The organism is Celeribacter sp., from assembly GCF_048259695.1.
Classification (GTDB): domain Bacteria; phylum Pseudomonadota; class Alphaproteobacteria; order Rhodobacterales; family Rhodobacteraceae; genus Celeribacter.
In genome coordinates this window covers 394,001-417,070 of sequence record NZ_JBLXHL010000001.1, presented here as the reverse complement: position 1 = coordinate 417,070, position 23,070 = coordinate 394,001, and the positions used below count along the sequence as shown (strand labels likewise).

General features: G+C 59.3%; 21 protein-coding genes. 2 read left to right on the top strand and 19 right to left on the bottom strand.

The window, feature by feature from the left end; all coding sequences use genetic code 11:
- The first annotated feature begins 10 nt into the window (after nucleotides 1–10).
- Complete coding sequence (locus ACN0Q0_RS02010) at nucleotides 11–1,648, top strand: hypothetical protein (protein WP_417241676.1); 1,638 nt, start codon at nucleotides 11–13, stop codon at nucleotides 1,646–1,648.
- Between the two features lie 64 nt (nucleotides 1,649–1,712).
- On the opposite strand, the gene ACN0Q0_RS02005 is transcribed toward ACN0Q0_RS02010, so the two are convergent.
- From ACN0Q0_RS02005 to ACN0Q0_RS01955, 11 genes are all read right to left on the bottom strand, one after another.
- Nucleotides 1,713–2,207: an A24 family peptidase gene (locus ACN0Q0_RS02005; RefSeq protein ID WP_417241675.1), complete on the bottom strand. Its 495-nt coding sequence runs from the start codon at nucleotides 2,205–2,207 to the stop codon at nucleotides 1,713–1,715.
- Nucleotides 2,207–3,061: a tetratricopeptide repeat protein gene (locus ACN0Q0_RS02000; RefSeq protein WP_417241674.1), complete on the bottom strand. Its 855-nt coding sequence runs from the start codon at nucleotides 3,059–3,061 to the stop codon at nucleotides 2,207–2,209. Before ACN0Q0_RS02000 ends, ACN0Q0_RS02005 begins: the two co-directional genes overlap by 1 nt.
- 123 nt (nucleotides 3,062–3,184) lie before the next feature.
- On the bottom strand, nucleotides 3,185–3,763 hold the full coding sequence (locus ACN0Q0_RS01995; protein WP_417241673.1) for a tetratricopeptide repeat protein: 579 nt from the start codon (nucleotides 3,761–3,763) through the stop codon (nucleotides 3,185–3,187).
- Nucleotides 3,764–3,808: 45 nt separating this feature from the next.
- Nucleotides 3,809–4,783, bottom strand: a complete 975-nt coding sequence (locus ACN0Q0_RS01990; protein ID WP_417241672.1) for a type II secretion system F family protein — start codon at nucleotides 4,781–4,783, stop codon at nucleotides 3,809–3,811.
- 24 nt (nucleotides 4,784–4,807) lie between these two features.
- Nucleotides 4,808–5,776, bottom strand: coding sequence for a type II secretion system F family protein (locus ACN0Q0_RS01985; protein ID WP_417241671.1), 969 nt, complete (start codon nucleotides 5,774–5,776; stop codon nucleotides 4,808–4,810).
- 17 nt (nucleotides 5,777–5,793) lie between these two features.
- Entirely contained in the window at nucleotides 5,794–7,239 is a 1,446-nt protein-coding gene (locus ACN0Q0_RS01980) for a CpaF family protein (protein WP_417241670.1), read from the bottom strand.
- A 31-nt stretch (nucleotides 7,240–7,270) separates the two neighbouring features.
- Nucleotides 7,271–8,527: an AAA family ATPase gene (locus tag ACN0Q0_RS01975; RefSeq protein ID WP_417241669.1), complete on the bottom strand. Its 1,257-nt coding sequence runs from the start codon at nucleotides 8,525–8,527 to the stop codon at nucleotides 7,271–7,273.
- 201 nt (nucleotides 8,528–8,728) lie between these two features.
- The gene (locus tag ACN0Q0_RS01970; RefSeq protein ID WP_417241668.1) at nucleotides 8,729–9,385 is read right to left on the bottom strand and encodes an OmpA family protein; all 657 of its coding nucleotides are present in this window, start codon (nucleotides 9,383–9,385) and stop codon (nucleotides 8,729–8,731) included.
- A gap of 4 nt (nucleotides 9,386–9,389) precedes the next feature.
- Entirely contained in the window at nucleotides 9,390–10,832 is a 1,443-nt protein-coding gene (locus tag ACN0Q0_RS01965) for a type II and III secretion system protein family protein (RefSeq protein WP_417241667.1), read from the bottom strand.
- Nucleotides 10,833–11,076: 244 nt separating this feature from the next.
- Nucleotides 11,077–11,919, bottom strand: coding sequence for a Flp pilus assembly protein CpaB (gene cpaB / locus ACN0Q0_RS01960; protein WP_417241666.1), 843 nt, complete (start codon nucleotides 11,917–11,919; stop codon nucleotides 11,077–11,079).
- Nucleotides 11,920–12,218: 299 nt separating this feature from the next.
- Entirely contained in the window at nucleotides 12,219–12,416 is a 198-nt protein-coding gene (locus ACN0Q0_RS01955; protein ID WP_417241665.1) for a Flp family type IVb pilin, read from the bottom strand.
- A gap of 380 nt (nucleotides 12,417–12,796) precedes the next feature.
- Between ACN0Q0_RS01955 and ACN0Q0_RS01950 the strand changes: the two genes are divergently transcribed.
- The gene (locus ACN0Q0_RS01950) at nucleotides 12,797–13,708 is read left to right on the top strand and encodes a lytic transglycosylase domain-containing protein (protein WP_417241664.1); all 912 of its coding nucleotides are present in this window, start codon (nucleotides 12,797–12,799) and stop codon (nucleotides 13,706–13,708) included.
- A 67-nt stretch (nucleotides 13,709–13,775) separates the two neighbouring features.
- Here ACN0Q0_RS01950 and ACN0Q0_RS01945 read toward each other — a convergent pair whose 3' ends face one another.
- The 8 genes from ACN0Q0_RS01945 to topA form a co-directional block, all read right to left on the bottom strand.
- Nucleotides 13,776–14,513 (bottom strand): SDR family oxidoreductase, encoded by a 738-nt coding sequence (locus ACN0Q0_RS01945; RefSeq protein ID WP_417241663.1) that lies wholly within the window; start codon nucleotides 14,511–14,513, stop codon nucleotides 13,776–13,778.
- On the bottom strand, nucleotides 14,513–15,835 hold the full coding sequence (locus tag ACN0Q0_RS01940; RefSeq protein ID WP_417241662.1) for an FAD-binding protein: 1,323 nt from the start codon (nucleotides 15,833–15,835) through the stop codon (nucleotides 14,513–14,515). Before ACN0Q0_RS01940 ends, ACN0Q0_RS01945 begins: the two co-directional genes overlap by 1 nt.
- Complete coding sequence (locus tag ACN0Q0_RS01935) at nucleotides 15,816–16,793, bottom strand: lysylphosphatidylglycerol synthase transmembrane domain-containing protein (RefSeq protein ID WP_417241661.1); 978 nt, start codon at nucleotides 16,791–16,793, stop codon at nucleotides 15,816–15,818. The genes ACN0Q0_RS01940 and ACN0Q0_RS01935 overlap by 20 nt, the downstream gene beginning before the upstream one ends.
- 191 nt (nucleotides 16,794–16,984) lie before the next feature.
- Nucleotides 16,985–17,614 carry a 3-oxoacid CoA-transferase subunit B gene (locus ACN0Q0_RS01930; RefSeq protein ID WP_417241660.1) on the bottom strand — a complete coding sequence of 210 codons (630 nt, stop codon included), beginning with the start codon at nucleotides 17,612–17,614 and terminating at the stop codon, nucleotides 16,985–16,987.
- A gap of 31 nt (nucleotides 17,615–17,645) precedes the next feature.
- Nucleotides 17,646–18,422 carry a hypothetical protein gene (locus ACN0Q0_RS01925; RefSeq protein WP_417241659.1) on the bottom strand — a complete coding sequence of 259 codons (777 nt, stop codon included), beginning with the start codon at nucleotides 18,420–18,422 and terminating at the stop codon, nucleotides 17,646–17,648.
- Nucleotides 18,419–19,492 carry a GSCFA domain-containing protein gene (locus ACN0Q0_RS01920; RefSeq protein WP_417241658.1) on the bottom strand — a complete coding sequence of 358 codons (1,074 nt, stop codon included), beginning with the start codon at nucleotides 19,490–19,492 and terminating at the stop codon, nucleotides 18,419–18,421. Before ACN0Q0_RS01920 ends, ACN0Q0_RS01925 begins: the two co-directional genes overlap by 4 nt.
- A 14-nt stretch (nucleotides 19,493–19,506) precedes the next feature.
- On the bottom strand, nucleotides 19,507–20,223 hold the full coding sequence (locus tag ACN0Q0_RS01915) for a CoA transferase subunit A (RefSeq protein ID WP_417241657.1): 717 nt from the start codon (nucleotides 20,221–20,223) through the stop codon (nucleotides 19,507–19,509).
- Between the two features lie 160 nt (nucleotides 20,224–20,383).
- A complete protein-coding gene (gene topA / locus ACN0Q0_RS01910; protein ID WP_417241656.1) occupies nucleotides 20,384–23,029 on the bottom strand; it encodes a type I DNA topoisomerase in 2,646 nt (881 codons plus the stop codon).
- Nucleotides 23,030–23,070: the final 41 nt, after the last annotated feature.

Here is a 23,070-nt window from a genome sequence, read left to right as displayed (position 1 = left end):
CACGCCACATATGACCCGAATTTCTCCCACGCGCTACGCACTGGTTCTCATGGCTTTGATCGCTGTTCTGGGCGGGTTCGGATTGGCCAAAGGCGGGCTTTATGTCGATCGTTATGAGGGCGACACCGCCTATATGGTCGATATGGTTGCGCGGATGTGGGCGGGGGCTGTGCCGCATATTGATTTCGAAACCCCGATCGGGTTGGTCGCCCTTTTGCCCGCGGCCCTGATGGCCAAGGCGGGGTTCGGCATTGGTCAGGCCTTTATCGCGGGGCAGATTTTGGTGGCTGTACTCCTCGCGCCGATGATCTGGCGCATTGGGACCTCGCGGCTGACGGGGCTTGCGTCGTGGGTCTTTGGCGTTGTGAGTGTTGCGATGGTTCTGGCGCTCGTGCATGGCGAGGATACGCTGTCGATTTCGGTGTCGATGTATTACAACCGGTGGGCGTGGGTGATGGCCTTTGTCGCGCTTTTGCTCGCGATCATGGCCCCGCATGACGACCGTCTCCATCCCTGGCTTGACGGGGTGTTCATTGCTCTGACGCTCACGGGGATGGCGATGAGCAAGCCCACCTATTTCATCGCGTTTTTCGTACCGGTTGTTTTGGCGCTGTTGATGCGCCGCGCCTTTTCCACGCTTGTCGCGGGGCTTGTTACCGGAGCGGTTTGTGCGGCACTGATTGCGGTGGTGTTCGGGGTCGGCATTTTCGAGGCCTATATCGGCGATTTGTTGGTTGTTGCGGGATCCGAAACACGATCCGCGCCGGGTGCGCCCTTGACCGAGGTGATCAACGGGCCACGGTTCCTTGTGGCGACGCTTGTGGCGATCCTGTCGGTCATCGTGCTGCGCCAGAGCGGTCAGGACCGCGCGGGGTTGTTGCTGATGCTGTTGGTGCCGGGGTTCATCTACGTGACCTACCAGAACTTTGGCAATGACCCCAAGTGGCTGGTCTTTCTGACCGTTTACCTGCTCGCGCATCGTCCCGAGCGGGGCGTGCGGGTGGTGTTCAATACCGAGGGCAAAACCGCGCTCGGGGCGCTTGCCCTTGTGGCCTTTGCGTTGATTATGCCGTCGTTGCAAAACATCGTGACGAGCCCCTTTCGCCACTTTGCGGAGAACACAGAGAAATACAATGTCCAGATTGCAGGCCACCCCAAAACGGGGGATGTGTTTGTATTTGACGAACGCTCGTCGGTCATCTTTGCGCGGCGTGTTCTTGCGGATGAAATCCCCGCGCTTGCGGCCTATGAGGTCGAGAGCAAAGCCCGCGATGTGACCACATTTATGGGTGAGGATTTGCCGCGTTGCACTCTGGTGTCGGGGGATGCGGCGATGGACCGCTATATCGCGGCGCAGTTGAAAAAACCGCCGTTGAACTACCCGCCCGAGACACAGTTTTACGTGGCGGATGTGTCGTCGATGGTGTGGATGATCGGCGGGTTTACCCCGCTCGAAGGTGGCGCACCGTGGTACTATGACGGCACACCGGGCCTTGAGAATGCCGATGCAATCCTCGTCCCGCTGTGTCCCGCGTCGGCGGCCTATCGCACCACATCGCTCAAGGCGTTGGAGGCAGCAGGGCTACGGTTGAAACCCGCGATCCACGATGATGCGTTTTTGGTTTATCCGATTATTAAGGACGAGTAGCAGGTGCGCTCACCGGTAAACGCGGCCAAGGCGGCGTTAGCCGGTAAATGCGGCCAAGGCGGCGTTAGCCGGTAAATGCGGCGAGTGCGAAATAGGTCAAAAGCGTCCCCGCAAGGGCGAGGCCCATCGGGAATTTGTTGTGGCCCCATGACACCCAATCGGGGGTGGCGCGGCGCACGGCGGGGATGGACCGCAACAGGCGGTGCGCGGCAAAGGCGCCGAGCAGATAGGCGCAGAAAACCATCAGTACGGGCATCACATCCGCAACAGGAATGAACATCGACATGGCGGCGGCGAATTTACCGTCGCCGGCGCCGACCCCCGCGAACATGAACAGGAACATGCCCACGCCGTACATGATAACCCCGTGGGCAAAGCCCCATAGGTACTGATCGAACGACAGGAAAAACGGCGCTGTGATCACATAGATCGCGGCCAGAGCCATCACCAACCCGTTGGGCAGCTTCATGCGTTTGAGGTCGTTGAAGGCGGAGAGAAAGGCAACGGGCGCAGTGGCAATCAAAAACCACAGCGCCGCACCTGTTGTCAGCGTCAACATCAGTTCGTCACATTGTCCTCAAGGGCGCGCAAGCTACGCACGGCGGCCTCGAAGTGCTGTGGATGTGTCTCGATGGCTTCCTTGATCAGACCTTTGCCCATGATCGTGTCACCCGACTTCACCGCCGACAGGCCGAGAGTGTAGAGCAGTTGTGCGCGCTCGATCTGGGTCATCTCGACGACGGGCAAGTCGTATTTGCCCTGTGCGCCGCGGGCCAGAACCATGTTGTTCTTGGCGGTGAAAAGCGATGGATCGTAGGTGATCGCGCGGCCGAACAGAACTTCGGCCTCTTTGAACTGACCGCGTGTCAATTTCGAATAGCCCCAGTTGTTGAGAACCGACGAGGGTTTGGTTGTGAGGCCTGCCGCGGTTTCATAAAAACTGTCGGCCTTTTTCCATTCCTGATTGCTGTCGGCAATCATCGCCTCAAGGCGGTAGCGTTTGTAGGTCTCGTGGGTGGGCGGAACGGCGTTGAGTTGTTTCTCTGCACCTTTCCAGTCGCCCACGCGGATGAGGGCGTCGGCGTAATCCACACGGTCATCGCTTGTCGCGTCGTCGTGTTTCATCACGGCTTCCCATGCCTGAACGGCGGCATCGGCGTTGCCCGCACGGATCAGGGATTTGGCGAGTCCGCGTTTGAGATCCACACGCGATGGGTCCTGAGCCACGGAGCGCGAGAAATAGGAGACCGCCTCGTTGGGGTCCGCCGCGCCGAGCATCAATTCGTTGAGGTTACTTTCGTCAATCACGTTGACGCCTGTTTTCGCCCGCTTCACTTCGGACATTGCGCCGTCGCATCCCGAAAGAGCCATCGCGCCCGTAAGAGCCAGCGAAATCATTACAATTTTGCGCATGGTGCCTGCCACCCTTTATGTCTGCTCGTTTCGCTTGTCTGCTCAAGGGGCCGTTTTATGACCATGACGCGGCCCGTTTTCGGGTCCTTTTGTCATGGCGCGGGGTTTGTCCCCATGGTCCACCTAGCGTGCCAGTAGGAGATAATCCCCCGTGCCACGACGCACCAAAGCGAAATCACTTTCGTTTTCGTCACTATATGCAGGGTTTTCGATCTTGGCGAGCGCCAAGCGTAAATTGTCGCGAATATCGGCAGATTGGCCACTATCGAGGGCAAAAGCGATGCGAAACACCCGTTCGGCCTCGCCGTAATTGCCCCGTTCCATGAGGACAACGCCCAGATTATTCCAGGCCGGAACAAAGGTTTCGTCCATGTCGGTGGCGCGGCGTAGAATGCTTTCGGCTTGCCCCAAGCGCCCCAGTTTGAGGTTGGCGGACCCGATGGCGGACAAGGTGTCGACGGTCACGCCCTGATCGCCCGCAGCGCGGTAATAGGATTTGAGAGCCAGTTCGTATTCGCCCGCTTCCATCAAACGGTGTCCGACCAAAAGCCCGTCGACCGAGGCGGCGGTACCGCCGATGCTGCGCGGCGCGTAGGGGCTGCCCTTGACCGGATGAAGGCCGCCCGTTCCACAGGCGGCCAAAGTCAGGGTCGCCACAGCAAGGGCTGCGGCGAGAGGGCGATGGATCGGGCGGCGCGGCATGTAGAGGCGTCCTTGCTCGGTTTGCCGCGCCACCGCGTGTGTTCGCTAGAACGTTGTGGTGTTGAGCAGCTTGTAGATGTCATAGACCGACGGGCCAATCAGGATGATCAACAGCGGCGGCACGGTGAGCATCATTGTGGCAAGGGTCATCTTTGTAGGCAACTTGTTTGCGGCCTCTTCGGCACGCATCACACGTTTATCACGCATTTCTGCCGCGTAAATCCGCAAGGCGTCGGCAATGGACGTCCCGAAGGCTTGCGACTGGATCAAAACGGTCACAAAGGAGGCGACATCGGCCACGCCCGCACGTTCGGACATGTCCTTGAGCACGTTGACCTTATCCTTACCGGCCTTGATTTCGTAGCTGACGATTTCAAACTCATCGGCGAGGGCGGGAAAGCCGGAGCGGATTTCTTTGGCCACGCGGATGATGGACTGGTCGAGTGATTGGCCGGCCTCGACGCATACAAGCATAAGGTCGAGCGCATCGGGGAACCCGTTGGTGATCTCTTCCTTGCGGGTTTCAACGCGGCGCGTCACCCAGTATTTCGGGAAATAGTACCCCGCCGCACCGGGGATGACGATGTGCATGATCATCGCTTGGGTGGACAGTTCCTGTGTCGAGCTTTTGATCAATGCGAGCGTGAGACCAAAGGCCAACAGGCCCAAACCCATTGCGAGTTGGGAAAAGTGGAACATGCGAACCGCATTTTTACCACGGTAGCCCGCCTGGATCATCGTCAGTTGGGAGGCGGAGTATTCCTCTTCGTTCTGAGGCTCCAGAAAGGCGGCGTATTTTTCAAGCTTGTCGACCTTTTTGTCGTCGCGCAGCTTTGCGCCCTTGGCGTTGAGGGCTTTGCTATGGGTCGAGTCCTTGAGGCGGTCAAACGGGTCGCGCCGTTTGTTCATCAGCATCATCAACGCGCCGAGCACCATGACCGCGCCCAATACGCCGATCACGATCAGCGGTCCAAAGGGGCCAAGCTCTTCGCCGAGGAGTTGTGTGAAAAGATCCGTCATGGGTTCTGTCCTTTTGGGGTCGGCTTAAACTTTGATATTCACGAGGACCTTCATCACGAAGATGTTGGCGACGAGGAAACCGGCAACGATCAGCGCGGCGGGGATAAAGGCCGCGGTGTCTTTGACCGTGTCGTAATAGTCGGGTTTGCCGACCGAAATCAGGATCAACGCGCCAAGCGGGAAACCCGACAGGAACTTTCCCGACCACTGTGCCTCGGCTGTAATGGCTTTGACGCGGCGGAACAGTTTAAAGCGCGAGCGGATCACCTTTGCCAAACCGTCGAGCACCTCGGCGAGGTTGCCCCCTGATTGCTGTTGGATGGACACGGCGACGGCGAGAAAACGCAAATCCTGCATATCAAGGCGTTCGGCCATATCCTTGAGGGCTTCGCCGACGTCACGCCCATAGGCGCTTTCGTCCGCGATCACGCCCATTTCTGTGCCAAGGGGATCGGGAACCTCTTTGGCGACAATGTTGAGCGCGTTGGCAAACGGGTGGCCGACGCGCAAGGAACGCACCATCAATTCGACCGCATCGGGCAATTGCTCTTCGATCATGGCGAGACGCTTTTTGGCCTTGCCGTTGATCCAGACGAACACGGCGCCGACACCAATCACCACGGACACCATCGCACGCACAGGCACAGAGGTGGCGGTGCCGATGGTCAGACCGACAAAGGCAAATGACCCCAAAAACCCCATCACCATCAACAGCTGTGCCGGTGTAAAGGCGATGTTGGCCTTTTGCGCTTTCTCGGCGAGAATGGAATAGAGAGGGATCTGGCGCGAACGCAGGTGTTGGCCCATCTCCTTGCGGAGCTGGTTGAGGACCTGTTCGCGGTCCCCGTTCTTTTCAAGCAATTCGTAGCGGCGGTTTACCTTTGAATTCAGCGAGATACTCTTGCCGAAAATGGTGAGATAGATGCCCTCGACAAGCAGGAGTACCGCGACGAAGACGATCCCGTAGATGATCGGTTCAATAGTGAGGACCATGGGGTTTCCTTACTGGCTTATGAGGGTTTCGTAGGTTCGAAAAGCGAGGGCGGCAAATCGTAGCCCCACATGCGGAACCGCTCGGAGAAGTGGGAGCGCACGCCGGTGGCGGTGAAGTGGCCGATGATTTTATTGTCGGGGGTGAGGCCCGTGCGCTGATAGCGGAAGACCTCTTGCATGGAGATCACGTCACCTTCCATACCGGTGATTTCGGTGATCGAGGTCATGCGGCGCGAGCCGTCTTGCAGACGCGAGGCCTGAACGATGAGGTTCACAGCCGACGAAATTTGCGAGCGCACGGCCTTGAGCGGCATTTCGATTCCGGCCATGGCGATCATGTTTTCCAGACGCGACACACCATCGCGTGCCGAGTTGGCGTGGATTGTGGTCATTGACCCGTCGTGGCCCGTGTTCATGGCCTGAAGCATGTCGATCACTTCCTCGCCACGGGTTTCCCCGACGATGATGCGGTCGGGACGCATCCGCAGAGCGTTTTTCAAACAATCGCGCTGTGACACGGCACCTTTGCCCTCGACGTTCGCCGGACGGCTTTCCATCCGGCCCACGTGGGTTTGTTGCAGTTGCAGTTCGGCGGTGTCTTCGATCGTCAGGATGCGTTCATCGTCGTCGATAAACGAGGACAGCGCGTTGAGGGTGGTGGTTTTCCCCGAACCCGTCCCGCCCGACACGATGACGTTGAGACGGGTAGACACGGCGGCTTGCAAATAGACGGCCATTTCCTCGGTAAAGGCGCCAAAGCGCACGAGGTCGTCGATGGCCAGTTTTTCTTTTTTGAATTTACGGATGGAGACGAGCGAGCCGTCCACGGCCACGGGCGGGACCATGGCGTTGAAACGCGACCCATCGGCCAGACGGGCGTCAACGTAGGGGTTGCTTTCATCGACGCGGCGCCCCACGGCGGAGACGATCTTGTCGATAATGCGCAGCAGGTGCTTTTCGTTTTTGAACGTAATATCAGTAAGTTGCAATTTTCCGTCGCGCTCGACGAAAATCTGTTGCGGGCCGTTGACGAGAATATCGTTGACCGTGTCGTCTTTCAAAAGCGTTTCAAGCGGGCCAAGACCGCGCACTTCGTCATAGAGGTTCTGGTTCAATGTCGCGCGCTCATCCCGGTTGAGCACCATCCCGAGATCGGTGAGGGCCTCCGCCGTGATGGCCGAAATCTCGGCGCGCAATTCTTTCTCGGGGGCCTGTTCGAGGGCCGCGAGGTTGAGATCTTCGAGCAGGCGCTTGTGCATCTCGACCTTGATGTCGGAAATGCGCTCCTTGCGTTTCAATTCCTTGTCCGCGGGAACGACTTGTGCGGGGCGCGAATTGTCACGGCGGGTCACGGCCACCTTTTGTGGTGCGGCACCCGGAACAACAGGGGCGGCCACGGGGGCGGCTTTTTCGGCCACGGGTTGCGCCTTTGCGGCGTCATCTTTTTTATATCTCGAAAACATGCTCGGTATTCCTCGGGGGAGTTGGGCGGCCTTATTCGGCGGCTTCCAGATGTTCGGCCTGGTGTGCGTGCAGCGATGCTGCCAGTTTCATAATTTCCTTGCGTAACGGTGACTTGGCGGCCTCAAGGGCAAGTGGCAAACCTTGGTCACAGGCTTCGCGAACGATTTTCCCTCCGTCGGGAAGCTGCACGTCGATGGCAATTTCAAGGTTCTCCGACAGGCGTTTGATCCGTGATTTCGCGGTCAGGTCCATGCCTTTCGGCGCACGGTTCAACAAGAACCGCAATTTGTCCCATGGCAGGTCTTCGGCCTGAAGAGCCGTGCGCAGACGCATGATGTTTTGCGCCGACCGCAGGTCCAATTCGAACGGGACGAAATAGAACTCGGAGGCGGTCAAGACGGCTTCGGTCCAGTTGACCAGAGTTGTCGGCATATCAACGATGACGTAGTCGAATTGTGATTTCGCCATGGCGAGAAGGCGTTCGATGTCTTCGCTGTTGATAAAGTCGAGCGGTAGCAAATCGGGGGGCGCGGTCATCACGGACAGCGTGTCGTTGAACTCGACCAGAGCCTGACGGAAGCTGTCGTCATCCATTAATTCGGTGGAGGTCAAAAGTTCGTAGACCGCATCGCGGCGCGGCAGATCGAGGTAGGTCGAGACCGATCCGTATTGCAGATTCAGGTCGATCAACAAAACGCGCGGCTGTGGCGCTTTCTTTTCGACATTGGCCAATTCCCACGCGAGGTTCACGGCTAATGTGGTGGCTCCTGCGCCACCGCAGACGGCCTGTACGGGAAGGACGGCACCGTTGCGGTTGCTTTTGGATTTGCCGTACAGCTGTCCCGCAGAGGTGTCGATGAATTCAACGGCGGGGGCTTTCTCGGGGCGGTCAAGGCGCTCGATGGCCTCGCCCAGTGCGCCCTCGGGGAGCGGGTAGGGGATGAAATCCTCGGCGCCCAATTGCAACAACTGGTGCAGCGCCATCGGCGACACCTCGTCCGCAATCAAAATGACTTTAACGCCTTGCGTGCGGGCCGATTTGATCAGGTCGGCGATCATGGCCAACGCGCCTTCGTCCTCCTGATCGATGGCCACAGCCACAAATTTGAGGCTGCCGCTGTCGGGTTGACGGAAAAATTGGCGTGCGTCCTCGAACGAAAGATCACCCCAGGCTTCGCCCAGTGCGTCCTCCATGTCCTCGATCAAAAGATCGAAGTTTTGCACATCGCGGCTGATGGTGCATGCCACCAGGGGTGCGTTGGTCTGCAATGCAGTTTCACTCGTCATTGCCTGCGTCCTTCTCTTTGTCGGAGCGCCTAAGGTCGAGTGATTGGTTTTAAACGAAAACCGCCACCTTTTCCCTTGGCGCGCAGTCCGACTCGGGGGTCGGACATACTGCTCCCAATAAGAAGAAGGTGACGGGGAAAGTGGGCAACAATGGGGCCAAAATCGCGTAATAATTCGCTATTTCAGAACATTGTTGAAAATTTACTCAGTTTGTTCCTCACCGAAATTAATCAATTCGGACTGCGATGTGGCGCTCTCGATGTATTCGCGATGCACAATATCGGCGTAGCGGCTGTCCATCACGATCGGATCACTTTGCACAAAACCGGACACTTCGGTGACGGTGCGGCGATTGCGGCGTTCGGCCGCCTCTGTGGCGATGACGGGTTGGGTTTCGCCGTAGGACACCATGGCTTCGAGGCGCGATTTGGAGATCCCGAGGCGGGCCAGTTCGGTCACAACAGCCTGTGCGCGGCGCAACCCGAGACGCTTGTTCGCGCCTTCGGAGCCGACCAGATCGGTGTGGCCGTAGACACGGAAACGGACTTCGGGGAATTGCGAGATAAAGTGTGCCTGACGGCGGATCACGGACCGTGATGCCGCATCGAGAACGGCGGAGTTGAACTCGAAGTTCACCGTTGTCGGCACCGCAGAGGCAAAGCGCTCGTTGAGGTTCACGGCGTATTTCAATTCGCCGTTTTGAACCAGGGTGTTGTTCATCGTTGCATTGCCAAACTGACCCGCATCGAGGTAGCCGCCGGCTTCTTCGTAAAAGCCGGAGAAAACTTTGGAGTCGCTACAGGCAGAAAGCGCCAAAAGGGCCGAGGCCGCGAGAGCGGATTTTGTTGTTACACGCATCTGATTACTCCATCACGTAGCCATAGGACCCTTGGAAGTCCTGTTTCGCCACTTCGCCCGCACCACCCGCTTGGGCTTTGGACGTGCCGCCGAATGTTTTGCCAAACAGGAACATCTCGGATTCCGTCGGGATGCGAACGCGATCCGTGGGCAGGGCCAATGCAGCTCCGGAGGTCGGTGATACGAGGTGCGGGGTCACGATGATCACAAGTTCCGATTGGGCGCGTTGGTAATCCATCGAGCGGAACAAGGCCCCCAAAACGGGGATGTCGCCGAGCCATGGCACCTGACCGTTGAGGTCCTGAAAGTCATCTTGCAACAGGCCTGCAATGGCAAAGCTCTGTCCGTCGCGCATTTCGACCGTGGTCGAAGCTTCGCGGCGTTTGAACGAGTTGAGCGAGAAGCCGTCGATGGCGTAGCTGACGGTGCTGTCGATGCCGGATACGGCGGCTTTCAGTTCGAGATTGATCTGGTCGCCATTGACCACGCGCGGAATGAATTCAAGTTCAACACCGAAGGGTTTGTATTCGATCACGATACCATCGGGCGTTTGCACCGGAATGGGGTATTCGCCACCGGCAAGGAATTTGGCCTGTTGACCCGACAGGGCCGTGAGGTTCGGTTCGGCCAAGGTGCGTACAACGCCCTTTTGTTCCATGGCCTCGAGGACGACGGCCAATTCGACACCGCCCAGAGAGCCGCCGAACTTGATCGCGCCGAGTGCATCATCTTTCGCGGTGAGCGCACCGGTGATCCCGTTGCCGGATCCGATCAGGGTGCCGGTCGAGCCACCGGACCAGTTGGTCGCAATGTCGATCGCACCGGTGGTGGGATCGATGACGTTAATATCGTTGAGGAATCCCACCGAAGAGGAGAGGTTTTTGGAAACCGAGCGGGCCATTTCGGCAAAGCGTACTTTGAGCATGACCTGCTGTGTGCCGCCGATGCTCATCAGGTTGGAAACACGGCCGGGGGCATAGCGTTCGGCCAGTTCAACCGCGCGCTCCATCCGAGTCACCGATGAAATGATGCCGGACAGGACGATGCCGTCATTGGCTGTGCGCACTTCGATGCCTTCGCCGGGCATGATCTGGCGCAGGCGCTCTTTGAATTCTGTAATGTCGGGTGTCACCTGAATTTGGACGTTGGTGATCAACGAACCGTCAGGGGCCAACAGTGTCATGGTTGTACGCCCCGGGGCGCGGCCCAGAACATAGATCGAGCGATCCGACAGGGTCGAGATATCCGCGATTTCCGCATTGGCCACCGAGATCTCGGCGAAGGGTTCATCGCTTTCGACCACAACCGCGCGGTTCATGGGAACATTGAGCGTACCGGAGGGCGCGCCTGTCATAACACGAAGTTTGTCTGCAAAGGCTCCGTGAGGAGTTGCACCGATAACGGCACACCCAAGTAGAGCGGCCTTTAAGATATTCATCATTTTCATGTGATCCTGCCTCTGTGACCACGCCTCAAAAAATAGGGTCTAGCGCCCCGATTACGGACAACATGCGCCAAACGGCAATTTTTTGCAAGAATCAATCTGTTGGCGGCTTTTCGTGATGTGAATGAGGCACAGTCGAGGGGGCCGGTGTGGCGGGCGGGCCTCTGTTTTCGCGTATTAACCTGTTGAAAAGGCGGCGCACCTGATGAGATGCGCCGCCCGATACCGTGGGGTGGGGCGAGCCCCTTTAGTTAGAGCACGGGATCGGCATATCGATGATTTCGGCGCCTTTTCGGGTGCGCACGGTACAGACACGGGCGCGTTCCGCTTCGACCATCACTTGTTCCTCGATGCCCAAAAGCGAGTTCTGGTCCACTTGGACCGCGCCGATGGTGGTCTGGTCGTCGCGTCCGACAAGGGCGAGAGACAAGCGACCGGAGGACTGGGCCTGTGCCAGAGCGGCCACTTGGGACTGGGTCACCTCGACCGTAACCGTACGGGCAATGGTGGGAGATTTGCGTTCGCCGTCAGATGTCTGGTCAACGGCAACAAGCGGGATAGAGGACTGAATGAGCTTGGTCACTTCGCTTTGCGAGCCCGGTAGGCGGCCACTCCAATAGACGTCAACGCGGTCACCGGGGCGCAGGAAGCCGGACACCCCTGTGGAGACATCCACAGAGATCGCAAAGGCCCGCATCCCTTGGCCAAGACGCGAGGCCACGCCGGCGTCCTCACCCGGCGCGGTGACTTTGACGGCCAGAACCGGTTCCATCGCTTCGGCGGCGCGGAGGGCAATCCGTGGTTCGTCCGGACCTTGGGGGAAAAGCTCCTCTTCGGTGCGGAATACACCCTCGGGCATGCTTTCCACGGGCCAACGTACGGTTTTGACCAGATCCATTGTGACGGCATCGCCATAGGAGATGCTTTTGGTCAGGACATAGATATCCTCGGTCTGGACGATTTGAGACCGGTTTGCCTTTTCTGCGGCAAGTTCCGCTTGATAGGTCGACATGTACCCGCGGGTCATGTGAACAGCAAACCCGGCGAGGGCCATGCCGATAACAAGAACAAGTCCAAAAATAAGACGCATGTGTATTTCCTCTTGCTTAGGGCTTCGTTCGAAAGCCGCGAGCGTTTCCCCGTCAATATGCCCCTCAAATGTGGCATGTCGGTGGTCATTGCGCGGCGTTGAAAAGGATTTTTGCACAATAACGCCCGAAGGCGGCGATTGGTGCGGGCCTTGTTGTCAGCACCATCGGGGGGGCTGCGGTGGTCACACGGGCAGGGCGCAATGATGCCCAGGGTGAATGGTTAAAGCCGCGCCCCTCGGGGCGCGGCTTTGTGGTCTTGCGTCCGGGCCTTGCGGCTCCAGTCGATCAGGCGAATGCCTTACTCGGTGTAGGACTGAACAGTGCGCGAAGCGAGGTCACCGGAGATGGTGGAGCCGAGCGATTTCGTACCGTTTGCAACAGTTGTGAGAACTGCAACACCGAGGCCAACAACGGCGGAGGTCAGAACGACCCAGTCCACGGTCACGGCGCCATCTTCGTCACGGTTAAAGCGGTTTGCGAGTTTGAAAAATTTCATAGTGATCCCTCCTAGGGTCGTTTGATTTCATGTCCACGTCTTGGCGCTTCGGCGTTGGCGTTTCCCTTGCCAATGTGTCGCTGTCTGCGTTTCGATGAGGCTATATGGCCCCCGAACTGGGGCGAGAGTTGGGCAGCATTGGTACGTTTTTGGAACACTGAAAATTTTAATGAGTTTAGTAGTTAAGCTGTTGAAATTTAACAATTTTAAATTTTAACCAATTTCAGAAAATTTGCTTGGAGGGTAAAAAGAAGATTAATATTCAAATGCAATTGATCGCAAAATGTCTCTAATCACTGGTCGAGAGGGGCATTTTTTGCCATTCTGCAACAAACAGGTCCGATCCAACGCGGCCGTAACGAGCAGTCAGGTCCAGATTCTTGGTAGTTTTTCGCCCCTCGCCGCGCATCGCGCTTTTTACCTGTCTGTTGGGCAGTGTGATTCTGGCCGCGCCCGCCATCGCCCAGGACACGAGCGGACCGATTGTTCCCAAAAGGCTCGGCGGGACGCCGGTGGCCACCGCACCCGCTTGGGGTAAAGTCACGCCAAAACGTATCGGGGTGCCTGTGGGGGGGGCGTCCAAACGCATCACCGTGCAAATCCGCCCCGCCGATATCGCCCGTCAACAGGGGCTCGGGACCGCAGTTGCAGCCAATCCGGTGCCCGTCAGCACCGATCCCGAGGTCCCCGCCGATTTGCAGGACTGGTTCTGGAATGCGGTGCCGCATGATGTGACGGGGGCCGCTCCCGAACGGTTCGCCCTTGCGCTCAAGGCGCTCGAGGCCCCGCAAGCGGTCGGCCTGTCCAGGCCCTCGTTCCAACAGGTGACCGACATTGCCAATGCTTACGGCTCCGATTTGCTCGTCCATTCGATCGGGACAAATGTCAGCCCCGCCTTGGCTTTGGCTGTTATGGCGGTCGAAAGCGCGGGCAAGGCCGATGCACAAAGCGGGGCAGGGGCACAAGGGTTGATGCAATTGATCCCCGCCACCGCTGCGCGGTTTGGCGTGACCGATCCGCTTGACCCGTCGCAAAATATCAAAGGCGGCATTGCCTACCTCGATTGGTTGCTCACGCATTTCAACGGGGATCTGGCGCTTGCGCTGTCGGGGTATAATGCGGGGGAGAATGCCGTGAGCAAGCACCAAGGCCCGCCGCCCTACGCCGAAACCCGTGCCTATGTGCCAAAGGTGCTTGCGGCGTGGCAGGTGGCGCGGGGGCTATGTGTGACGCCGCCGGATCTGTATTCCGACGGCTGCGTGTTCGCCACCAACGCACTGCGCAGTGAATAGCAAAAGGGCGCCACAGCGGGCGCCCCTTGGGTCGTCATTATTATAAGTGTGGGCCAGATCTTCGGCGTTAGATGCTCATCTTTTTGAATATGGCTTCGGGGATGTGGCGAATGATCAACATGATGTAGCGCCAGAAGAACGGCGTGTAGATCACGTTGCGCTTCTTTGCGACGGCTTTGAGAATGTCGTCCGCGACCTTTTCGGGGGCGGCGACGAGGAACATGCCCTCGACATCCCATGTCATCGCGGTATCCACGAACCCGGGTTTGACGGTGACAACATGGCCGCCCGCGCGGGTCAGGCGATTGCGCAGGCCCGATAGGTAGGTGGCAAAGCCCGCTTTGGCAGACCCGTAGACATAGTTGCCGATGCGGCCACGGTCCCCCGCAACGGACCCGACGCCCACAACGGTGCCTTGGCCGCGGGCCTCCATTTCGGGGGCGAGCATTTGCAAAAAGGCGGCGGGGCCGGTGTGGCTGTCCTGAATGACGCCCTCAATCAGCGACGGGTCGGCGTCAATCGCGTCTTGGGATGGCATCGAGCCGACGAAGACGGCGCAGTTGATCTCTCCCTCTTGCGATGTCGCCCGCGCGATAATGGGTGCAAAAGTGTCGATCTTGCGCGCGTCAAAGGGCAAGGCCTCGGCCCCCGCGGCCCCACGGGCCACGCAATCGGCGGCACTGGCTGCAAGGTCGTCCATGTCGCGGCCACATAGCAAAACGGTGTCGCCCCGGGCGGCCAGTTTGCGGCTCAGGGCGCGGGCCATTGATGACGTCGCCCCCAAGATGATCCAGGTGGTTTTCATTACACTGTCTCCTGTGGATCGCGCAGGCTCAGGCGGCGCACGATATCTGTCTCAAGGTGGCGATCAGGGTCGGCTTTGTTCACGGTCTTGGCCCATTTGGCATGATCGGGGTACATGCCCGCGATTTGCGCCGCCGAGGCCACGCCATCTTTGGCGAAATAAATCCGCCCGCCGGCGTCACGGGCCAGATCTGTCAATTCCTGAATAAGGAACTCGGCCCCCTGACGGTTCGGGAAATCAACGGCGAGCGTATAGCCCTCCATCGGGAACGACATGTAACCGCCCCGTCCGGCGCCCATCTTTTTGAGGACGGCGAGTGGAGAGGCGAGGCCGGAATTGGCGATGCGTTCCAACATAATGCGCAGACAGGCGGTTTGGTCCAGTGGTACCACGCATTGAAATTGGTTGAAGCCCTTTTTGCCGTACAGGCGGTTCCAGTTATGGATCGCGTCGAGGGGAAAGAACGGCTCGGAAATCGGTTTCACGCTTGTGCGTCCGCTCGCGGGAACGCGGCGGAAATACAACTCGTTGAACAGGCGCACGATGGGGGCAGAGAGCGCCCAACTTGGCGCGTTGAACGGCACTTCGCGGGTTTTATCCTTTTTGGCGTGCACACCCGATGTGATCTCGCCCTCTTCCAAGATGCCGCGCCCGAGCGCGTTGCCCTTGGCGGTCGCGTCGATCCATCCCACGGTGTAGTCGGTTTTGCTGTCGTCAAAGGCGACGAGGAACTCGTCAAACCCGTCGATACGGCGTTCGGTCAGCACCATCATGTCGCCCTTGCAGGGCATGAGTTGCAGTTTTGCCGAGGCGATAACCCCCGTTTGACCAAGGCCGCCGATGGTTGCTTGCCATAGATCAGGTGCGGATTTTGCGGTGATTTTGCGCGTTTTGTCGCCCTGAATCAGCGTGATCTCGGTGACATGTTCGCCAAAGGTGCCTGCGGTGTGGTGGTTTTTGCCGTGGACATCGTTGGCGATACAGCCGCCGATGGTGGCAAATCCGGTGCCGGGCATGACGGGGGGGATCCATCCTTTGCCCGCAAAGGTCCGCCCGAGATCGCCGATGGGCATCCCTGCCTCGACCTCGACTACGCCCGTGGCGGCATCAAAGGCAATGACACGGTCAAGGCGCGTCATATCATAGGCACGACCCTCGTCGTTGAGCGCGGCATCGCCGTAGGACCGGCGCATGCCGAATGCGGGCGCGGTCACGCCCGCCACCATACGTGCCAGAGCGGATTGACGTTCAGGGCGGGCGACCTCGCCCGTGGCGGTGCGCGCACGGCCCCATCCGGTGTAGTTAAGCGTTTTCCAAGTCATCGGAGACCTTCAAAGATTTGCGTTCTGCGAGGGGGAAGACCAACACACCGATCGCAATTGCGAACCAGAGGGTGGTCAAGCGAATGATAGCTGTGGCGGGGACCGACATGGTGAGCGGTACGCCCTCAAGGGCGAGAAGGGCGATCATGGCCGCTTCTGCGCCGCCCACACCGCCCGGTGCGCCCGTCAGGCCGCCGGCGAGTGTGGAGAACAGGAAAATGGCGATGGCTGTGGCAACGGAGACATCCGCGCCCATCCAGTCGAGCAGGAGATAAAAGGCGATGCCTTCGGCGAGCCAACCAAACAGGGCAAAGACCGATCCCGCAAACAAAACCCCGCCGCGTGAAAACGGATCGAGCGATCGTGCGGCGCGGCGCACGCGGGCAAAAACGCGTGGCGTCTTGCCTGTGGCGCGGTGGCCCCATGTCGCCGTCGCGGCCAAAAGGCGCGGACGGGTGACGACAAAGGCGGCGACAAGGGCCAGAGCCGTGACAAACGGCCCGCCCGTGATGGTGGTGCCGGAGGACAGCAATGCCGCCCCCATCAAAATCGCCATCGCTGCCAGATCGGAAGCGCGGTCGACAAGGACGAGCGGGGCGGTGCGATCCATCGCCCAACCCGTTTCGCGTTTGATCCACCGCATCCGGACCAACTCGCCCACCCGTCCCGGAGTGACGGTCATGGCAAACCCGCCAAGGAAATGGCGCAAATTGTCGAAAAAGGACAAGTCCAGCCCCAAATGTCGGGCAAAAAGGTGCCACCTGACGCCACGCAGGACGTAATTGGCCAAGGACAGGCCCAACAGCGCAGAGACTTGCCACACCGACAGTTTGCGGATTTGGGCCAATGTTTCGTCCCATCCCGTGGCCGCCGCCGCCCCTATGAGGCCGACCACAACCAAGGCCAAAAGGCCAAGCATGATGGCGCGGTCGCGCCACGCGGTCGCGGGTTTTGGCATTGGGGTCGGGGGCATTGGGGCGGGCATGTGGCGATGTCGTTTCACAAAAGGGTCGATTGATTGCCTGTGTATCTAGCGACAAAATGGGGCAAGAATATGGTGCTGTTTCTAAATGATGAACAATCACCCGCAATGCAAAACGGCCCCCGCAGGGTGCGGAGGCCGTCCTTGTCAGAACCGGTGCTTTGGGATCAGTCGATGATTGTGGCTTCGGTTGCGGCACGTAGCTCGGCCTCGGTAACGCCATCGGCGCATTCGACGATCTTCAATCCGCCGTCGACCACGTCCAGAACGCCCAGATTGGTGATGACGCGATCCACAACGCCCTGACCCGTGAGCGGCAGGGTACAGGTCTTGAGCAATTTGCTGTCACCGTGTTTGTTGGTGTGATCCATGACCACGACCACGCGACCCACGCCGGCAACGAGGTCCATAGCGCCCCCCATGCCCTTGACCAGTTTGCCCGGGATCATCCAGTTGGCCAGATCGCCCTTTTCGTCCACTTCCATCGCGCCCAAAATCGCCATGGCAATCTTGCCGCCACGGATCATGCCGAATGAGGTGGCGCTGTCGAAATAGGAGGTCTGCGGCAGCTCGGTGATGGTCTGTTTGCCTGCGTTGATCAGGTCGGCGTCTTCGTCGCCCTCAACGGGGAACGGTCCCATCCCGAGCATCCCGTTTTCGGATTGCAACGTCACCGTTACGCCCTCGGGGATGAAATTTGGCACAAGCGTCGGAATGCCGATGCCGAGGTTCACATAGGTGCCGTCTTGCAGTTCGAGTGCGGCGCGTGCCGCCATTTGATTGCGATCCCAAGGCATGGTTGTCTCTCCTTTTCGCGTGTCCGCGTCTTTATGTGTTGTGCGCCGCTCGAGGGCGCATATTCAGGATGTTATTCGCATAGGCCGCAAATGCGATCCGTGCGTAATCGGTGTTCAGGTGGCGGTTGTCGACGCGGTTGCCCGCCGCGCCCTGGCCGCTCTTGGGCCACGCAAAGGCATTGCGCGAGCGAAAGGCGTCATGTCGTGTCGGTTCGGGTTGTGGCATAAATCCGTGGTCGACGTCGGCAAGATGCGCCGCAATGCTTGCCTCGAACCGTGTCATCCAACGGGGGGTGGTGGCGCGATTGCTCAACAGCGTGATGAACCGTTCGTGGCCTGCGCCCTGTTTCCAACTGCGGGCAAGCGGATAGGGGGCGGGCAGATGTGTGATGCGGGGGTCGCGGCCAAACCGCGCCACGATCCCGTCCACCTGTCCGGCGACAGCCCCGTCGATCAGGGCCTCGAGGGCGGCCGTGCTGATAAGCGGGAGATCATCGCGCAGTGGCTCTTCCAACACATTGTGCAGCGCCAACATGCGCGTTACCGATTGAAACGAGAACCGCTCGCCCACCATCAAGATGCGATCGAACGCGGCGGTGTCGATTTCGGTCACACCGTTCCACTCCATCGCCACATCATGCGCATCGTCCAACGCCCGCAATACCGAGCCGTCAAGGCGCGCGGCGGCGAATTTCCCCCCCGGCAGGCCAAAGGTGGTCAGCTCCAACCCGGGGAAATCCGTGCGCAATGCGCCAATTGCGTCGCGAAAGCACACGGTGTGGGAACTGCCGAGAATAAGAACCCTCATGTCGCACGGGCGCGAACGAGCGCCTCCTCGCAAATCACATCATCATCGCCATCATCGCCATCATCGCGGTCATTGTCGTCGTGCGGCGCGGGGGCGTCGGTGTCGCCATCCGGGTCGAATGCGGGGCCATGGGCGGCAAAGAACATCCGCATGGCCGCGGCCACGCCCGCATCCTCAACCGAGCGCAGGTTGGGTTTGAAAAACGCCGACCGTGCGGCGGGGTTGGTGATGACCTCGAATGAGGGGAAATAGTCGACATCCTCATGCGCGGCGCTGAACTCGCCCGCCGCCGCGCGCAACACCGCTTTGGAATAGCTCGATGCGGCAAGCACATGCCCGCCTGTGGCCGTGGCGGTGAGCGGGACGGGGGACACGGTGAGCAGCATCTTTATCTGCGGGTTTACCGCCTGCAACACCGTGCGCACCGATGCGAGATCGGCCAATATTTCGGCGGTCGTAAAGCTGTGAAACCTATAGGTCGCGGCGTCAAATGTGCCTGCGATGGTGCCGGGGGCCGTGGGGTAGATCGTTCCGCTGTCACGATGCATCCATGCTTCGGTCAGGCCGAGGGTAAAGACGAACACATCCGCTTTGGACAGTGCGGCGCAAATGGCCGAGAGGTGGCTGGCGCGGGCCTCTTGCACGAGGTCGGCGCGTTCTAATCCATCGGGTTCGATATTGGGGCGCTGGGCATCGAAAAACCGTCCGTCACGGGTCCAGACGGGATCGGCGGGGGTGACGTCGCCATAGGATTCGCGCAGCAATTGCAGCAGTTGGCGCACGGTATAGATATTGCCATACCGCGCCGAATACATCGCGTAGCCAAACCGGTTGAGCACCTCGCGGGGAAATAAACCGCTTGGCGTTTCGGTGTCGATCACGGACCAACCGCGCTCTTTGAGGGTGCGGTGGACGTGTTGGGCAAAGCACGAGCCCGCCGTCATAATCGCCGTCTCTTTGGTGATTGCGAACTTTGGGTGGTAAAGATCTGCCACATGATGCGGATCGCACGCCACCACCCCCGTGCGCCAGAACGCACGATCCTCAAGGGTATCGTAGGGGGAGGTCACGCGCGGGTCCGCCGTTACGCTGCGGGGCGTGTGGTGCGTTGTTCGATCCGCTTTTCGTGGTCGCCCTGGATCAGGCGATGCACGTAGATGCCCGGCAGGTGGATCTTGTCGGGGTCAAGCGAACCTGTCGGCACAATTTCTTCGACTTCCATGATGCAGATTTTCCCGCACATGGCCGCAGGCGGATTGAAATTACGCGCCGTTTTACGGAACACCGCGTTGCCTGTTTCGTCGGCTTTCCATGCCTTGACGATGGAAATATCGGCGAAAATACCCGCTTCCAGAATGTAGGTCTCGGGTTGGCCACCGGGACCGGTCGGGAACTCCTTGTGTTCCTTGCCCTCTGCGATGACCGTGCCAACGCCCGTTTTGGTGTAAAACCCCGGGATGCCATGACCGCCGGACCGCATGCGTTCGGCCAATGTGCCTTGTGGGTTGAACTCCAGTTCCAATTCACCCGACAGGTATTGGCGCATGAATTCGGCGTTCTCGCCCACATAGGACGACATCATTTTGCGGATCTGACGGGTGTCGAGCAATTTGCCCAAGCCAAAGCTGTCCACGCCCGCGTTGTTGGAGGCGACTGTGAGGTCCTTGACGCCGCTGTCGACGATGGCGTCGATGAGCAACTCGGGGATGCCGCATAGGCCGAACCCTCCCGCCGCGATCAACATGCCATCGGTCAACAGGCCGTCGAGCGCCTCGGTGGCGGAGCCATATACTTTGTTCATCTGGGTGTCCCTCTCAAATGGTGTTGCGCAACACTGGCGAAGCCGATGGGCTGTGTCAATATTCTGCACCTGCGAAAGGGCCGCAATGTGCGGTTGCGGCATGGAAAAAGGGCGCCGCAACGGGCGCCCCTTGATTGGTCATGCTGCGCGACGGCTGTGCTCAGGCGTCTTTTTCCGCTGCAGGTTTCTTTGCCGCGGGCTTTTTCGCGGGCGCTTTTTTCTTGGCTGCGGGTTTCTTTGCCGCGGCCTTTTTCTTTGGCGCCGCTTTCTTCTTGGCGGGTTTCTTTGTTGCAATCAATTCAAGCGCTTGTTCGACGGTGATGTCCTCGGGCTTGATCTCTTTTGGCAAGGTCACGTTGACCTTTTCCCACTTCACATAGGGGCCGAATTTGCCGTCCATGACGTTGATCGCGCCCCCATCAGGGTGATCGCCCAACTCCTTGAGCGCCTTGGCGGTGCGGCGGCCACGGCCAGGGTTCTCGCGTTTGTGCGTGATCATTTCCATCGCGAGGTTCATGCCGATCTCGAACACCTCGTCAGGGGTGGCGAGGTTGGCGTAGACGGGTTTCGCCTCGTCGGGCAACTGGTGCATCACATAGGGGCCAAAGCGGCCAAGGTTGGCGGAAATAACGCCGCCCTCCGGATGTGTGCCGATTTCGCGCGGCAGATTGAGCAGCGTGAGCGCCTTTTCCAGATCGATACTCTCGGGCGCCCACCCTTTGGGCAGCGAGGAGCGTTTGGGTTTTTTGTTTTCTTCGGTGACCTCGCCGCGCTGCACATAGGGGCCAAAGCGCCCCGAGCGCAGCGAAATGTCGTCGCCGTTGTCTTGCCCCAGAACCTTTTCATAGCTCTCGGCCCCCTCGCCACTGATGGGACGGGTAAAGCGGCATTCGGGATAGTTCGAGCAGCCGACAAAGCCGCCGGTGCGCGAGGTTTTCAGGTGCAGACTGCCCTCGCCGCATTTGGGACAGACGCGCGGGTCTGTGCCATCGTCGCGCGGCGGGTAGAGTTGCGGGGCGAGGGCATCGTCGAGTTTGTCGAGCACCTCGGAGATGCGCAATTCGGAGGTTTCGCCGATCGCAGCGGAAAAATCGCGCCAGAACCGGCCCAGAACTTCCTTGTAATCGCGCTCGCCTGCGGAGACCTCATCGAGTTCCGCCTCAAGGTCGGCGGTGAACTCATAGCCCACGTATTTCTTGAAAAAGTTCATCAGAAAGATCGTTACGATCCGGCCTTTGTCCTCTGGAATCAGGCGGTTCTGTTCTTTCTTGACGTATTCGCGGTCCACGATGGTGGACAGGACGGAGGCATAGGTGGACGGGCGGCCGATGCCCAACTCTTCCATCCGCTTGACCAATGTGGCCTCGGTGTAGCGCGGCGGCGGGTTGGTGAAGTGCTGTAGGCCCATCACCGCATCCTTGTCGCCCATGACGACGGTTTTGTCGGTGGCTTGCGCGGTCAACCCGCCCGCGATGCGTTTGAGTGCATCTGCTTGGGTGATCTGGGGCAGGCGGCCCTCGTCGTCCTCGTCCACGTCATCGCGGCCCTCGGTGTAGACGGCCATGAAGCCGTCAAACACCACGACCTGACCTGTGGCGCGTAGCACCACTTCGCGGTCGTCGGATGTGATGTCGACGGTGGTGCGCTCCATTTTCGCGCTTTCCATCTGGGCCGCAATGGTGCGTTTCCAGATCAGGTCGTACAGGCGCGCTTGGTCATTGTCGGACAATTTCACCGTGTCGGGTGCGGCGAACATGTCCGTGGGGCGGATACATTCGTGGGCCTCTTGGGCGTTTTTCGCTTTGTTTTTGTAGATGCGCGGACTTTTGGGGACGTATTTGTCGCCATAGCGGCTTTTGATCGCATCGCGGGCTTGGGCCACGGCCTCGGGGGCCATGTCGATGCCATCGGTTCGCATGTAGGTGATGAGACCCGCCTCGTAGAGACGTTGCGCGGAGTTCATGGTCTGGCGGGCGCCAAAGCCGAATTTGCGGCTCGCCTCCTGTTGCAGGGTCGAGGTCATAAAGGGCGCGGAGGGATTGCGCGAGGCGGGTTTGGCCTCGACCGTATCGACGTGAAGCGCGCGCGACGAGACCGCCGCCACGGCCATTTCCGCGCCGATTTTGTCGTGCAGGTCGAATTTGTCGAGTTTCTTGCCCGACAGCTGTGTCAGGCGTGCCTCGAATTGTTGACCGCGGGGCGTTTCAAGCAGGGCTTTGACGGACCAGTATTCTTGCGGGTTAAAGGCCTCGATCTCGGTTTCGCGCTCGACGATGAGACGCAAGCACACCGATTGAACGCGGCCCGCGGAGCGCGCACCGGGCAATTTGCGCCACAACACGGGCGACAGGTTAAAGCCCACAAGATAGTCGAGCGCACGCCGCGCCAGATAGGCCTCGACCAATGGCGCGTCGACCTGACGCGGGTTCTGCATCGCCTCGGTGACGGCTTTTTCGGTGATGGCGTTAAAGGTGACGCGGGACACGGCGGTCGATTTCTTGATCGCCTTGCGTTTGGTCAGCGCCTCTTGCAGGTGCCATGAAATCGCTTCGCCTTCGCGATCGGGGTCGGTTGCGAGGATGAGCGTGTCGTCGGTTTTGAGCGCGTCTGCGATGGCTTTGACGTGTTTGCGGCTGTCTGCGCCGACCTCCCACGTCATCTCGAAATCGGCGTCCGTGTCGACCGATCCGTTCTTGGCGGGCAGGTCGCGGACGTGGCCGTAGGATGCAAGCACGGTGAAGTTCTTGCCGAGATATTTATTGATCGTTTTGGCTTTCGCCGGGGATTCAACAACAACAACGGGCATGCTCTGTCCTCTTACATAACTTTTCGCGCCTTATGGAGGCG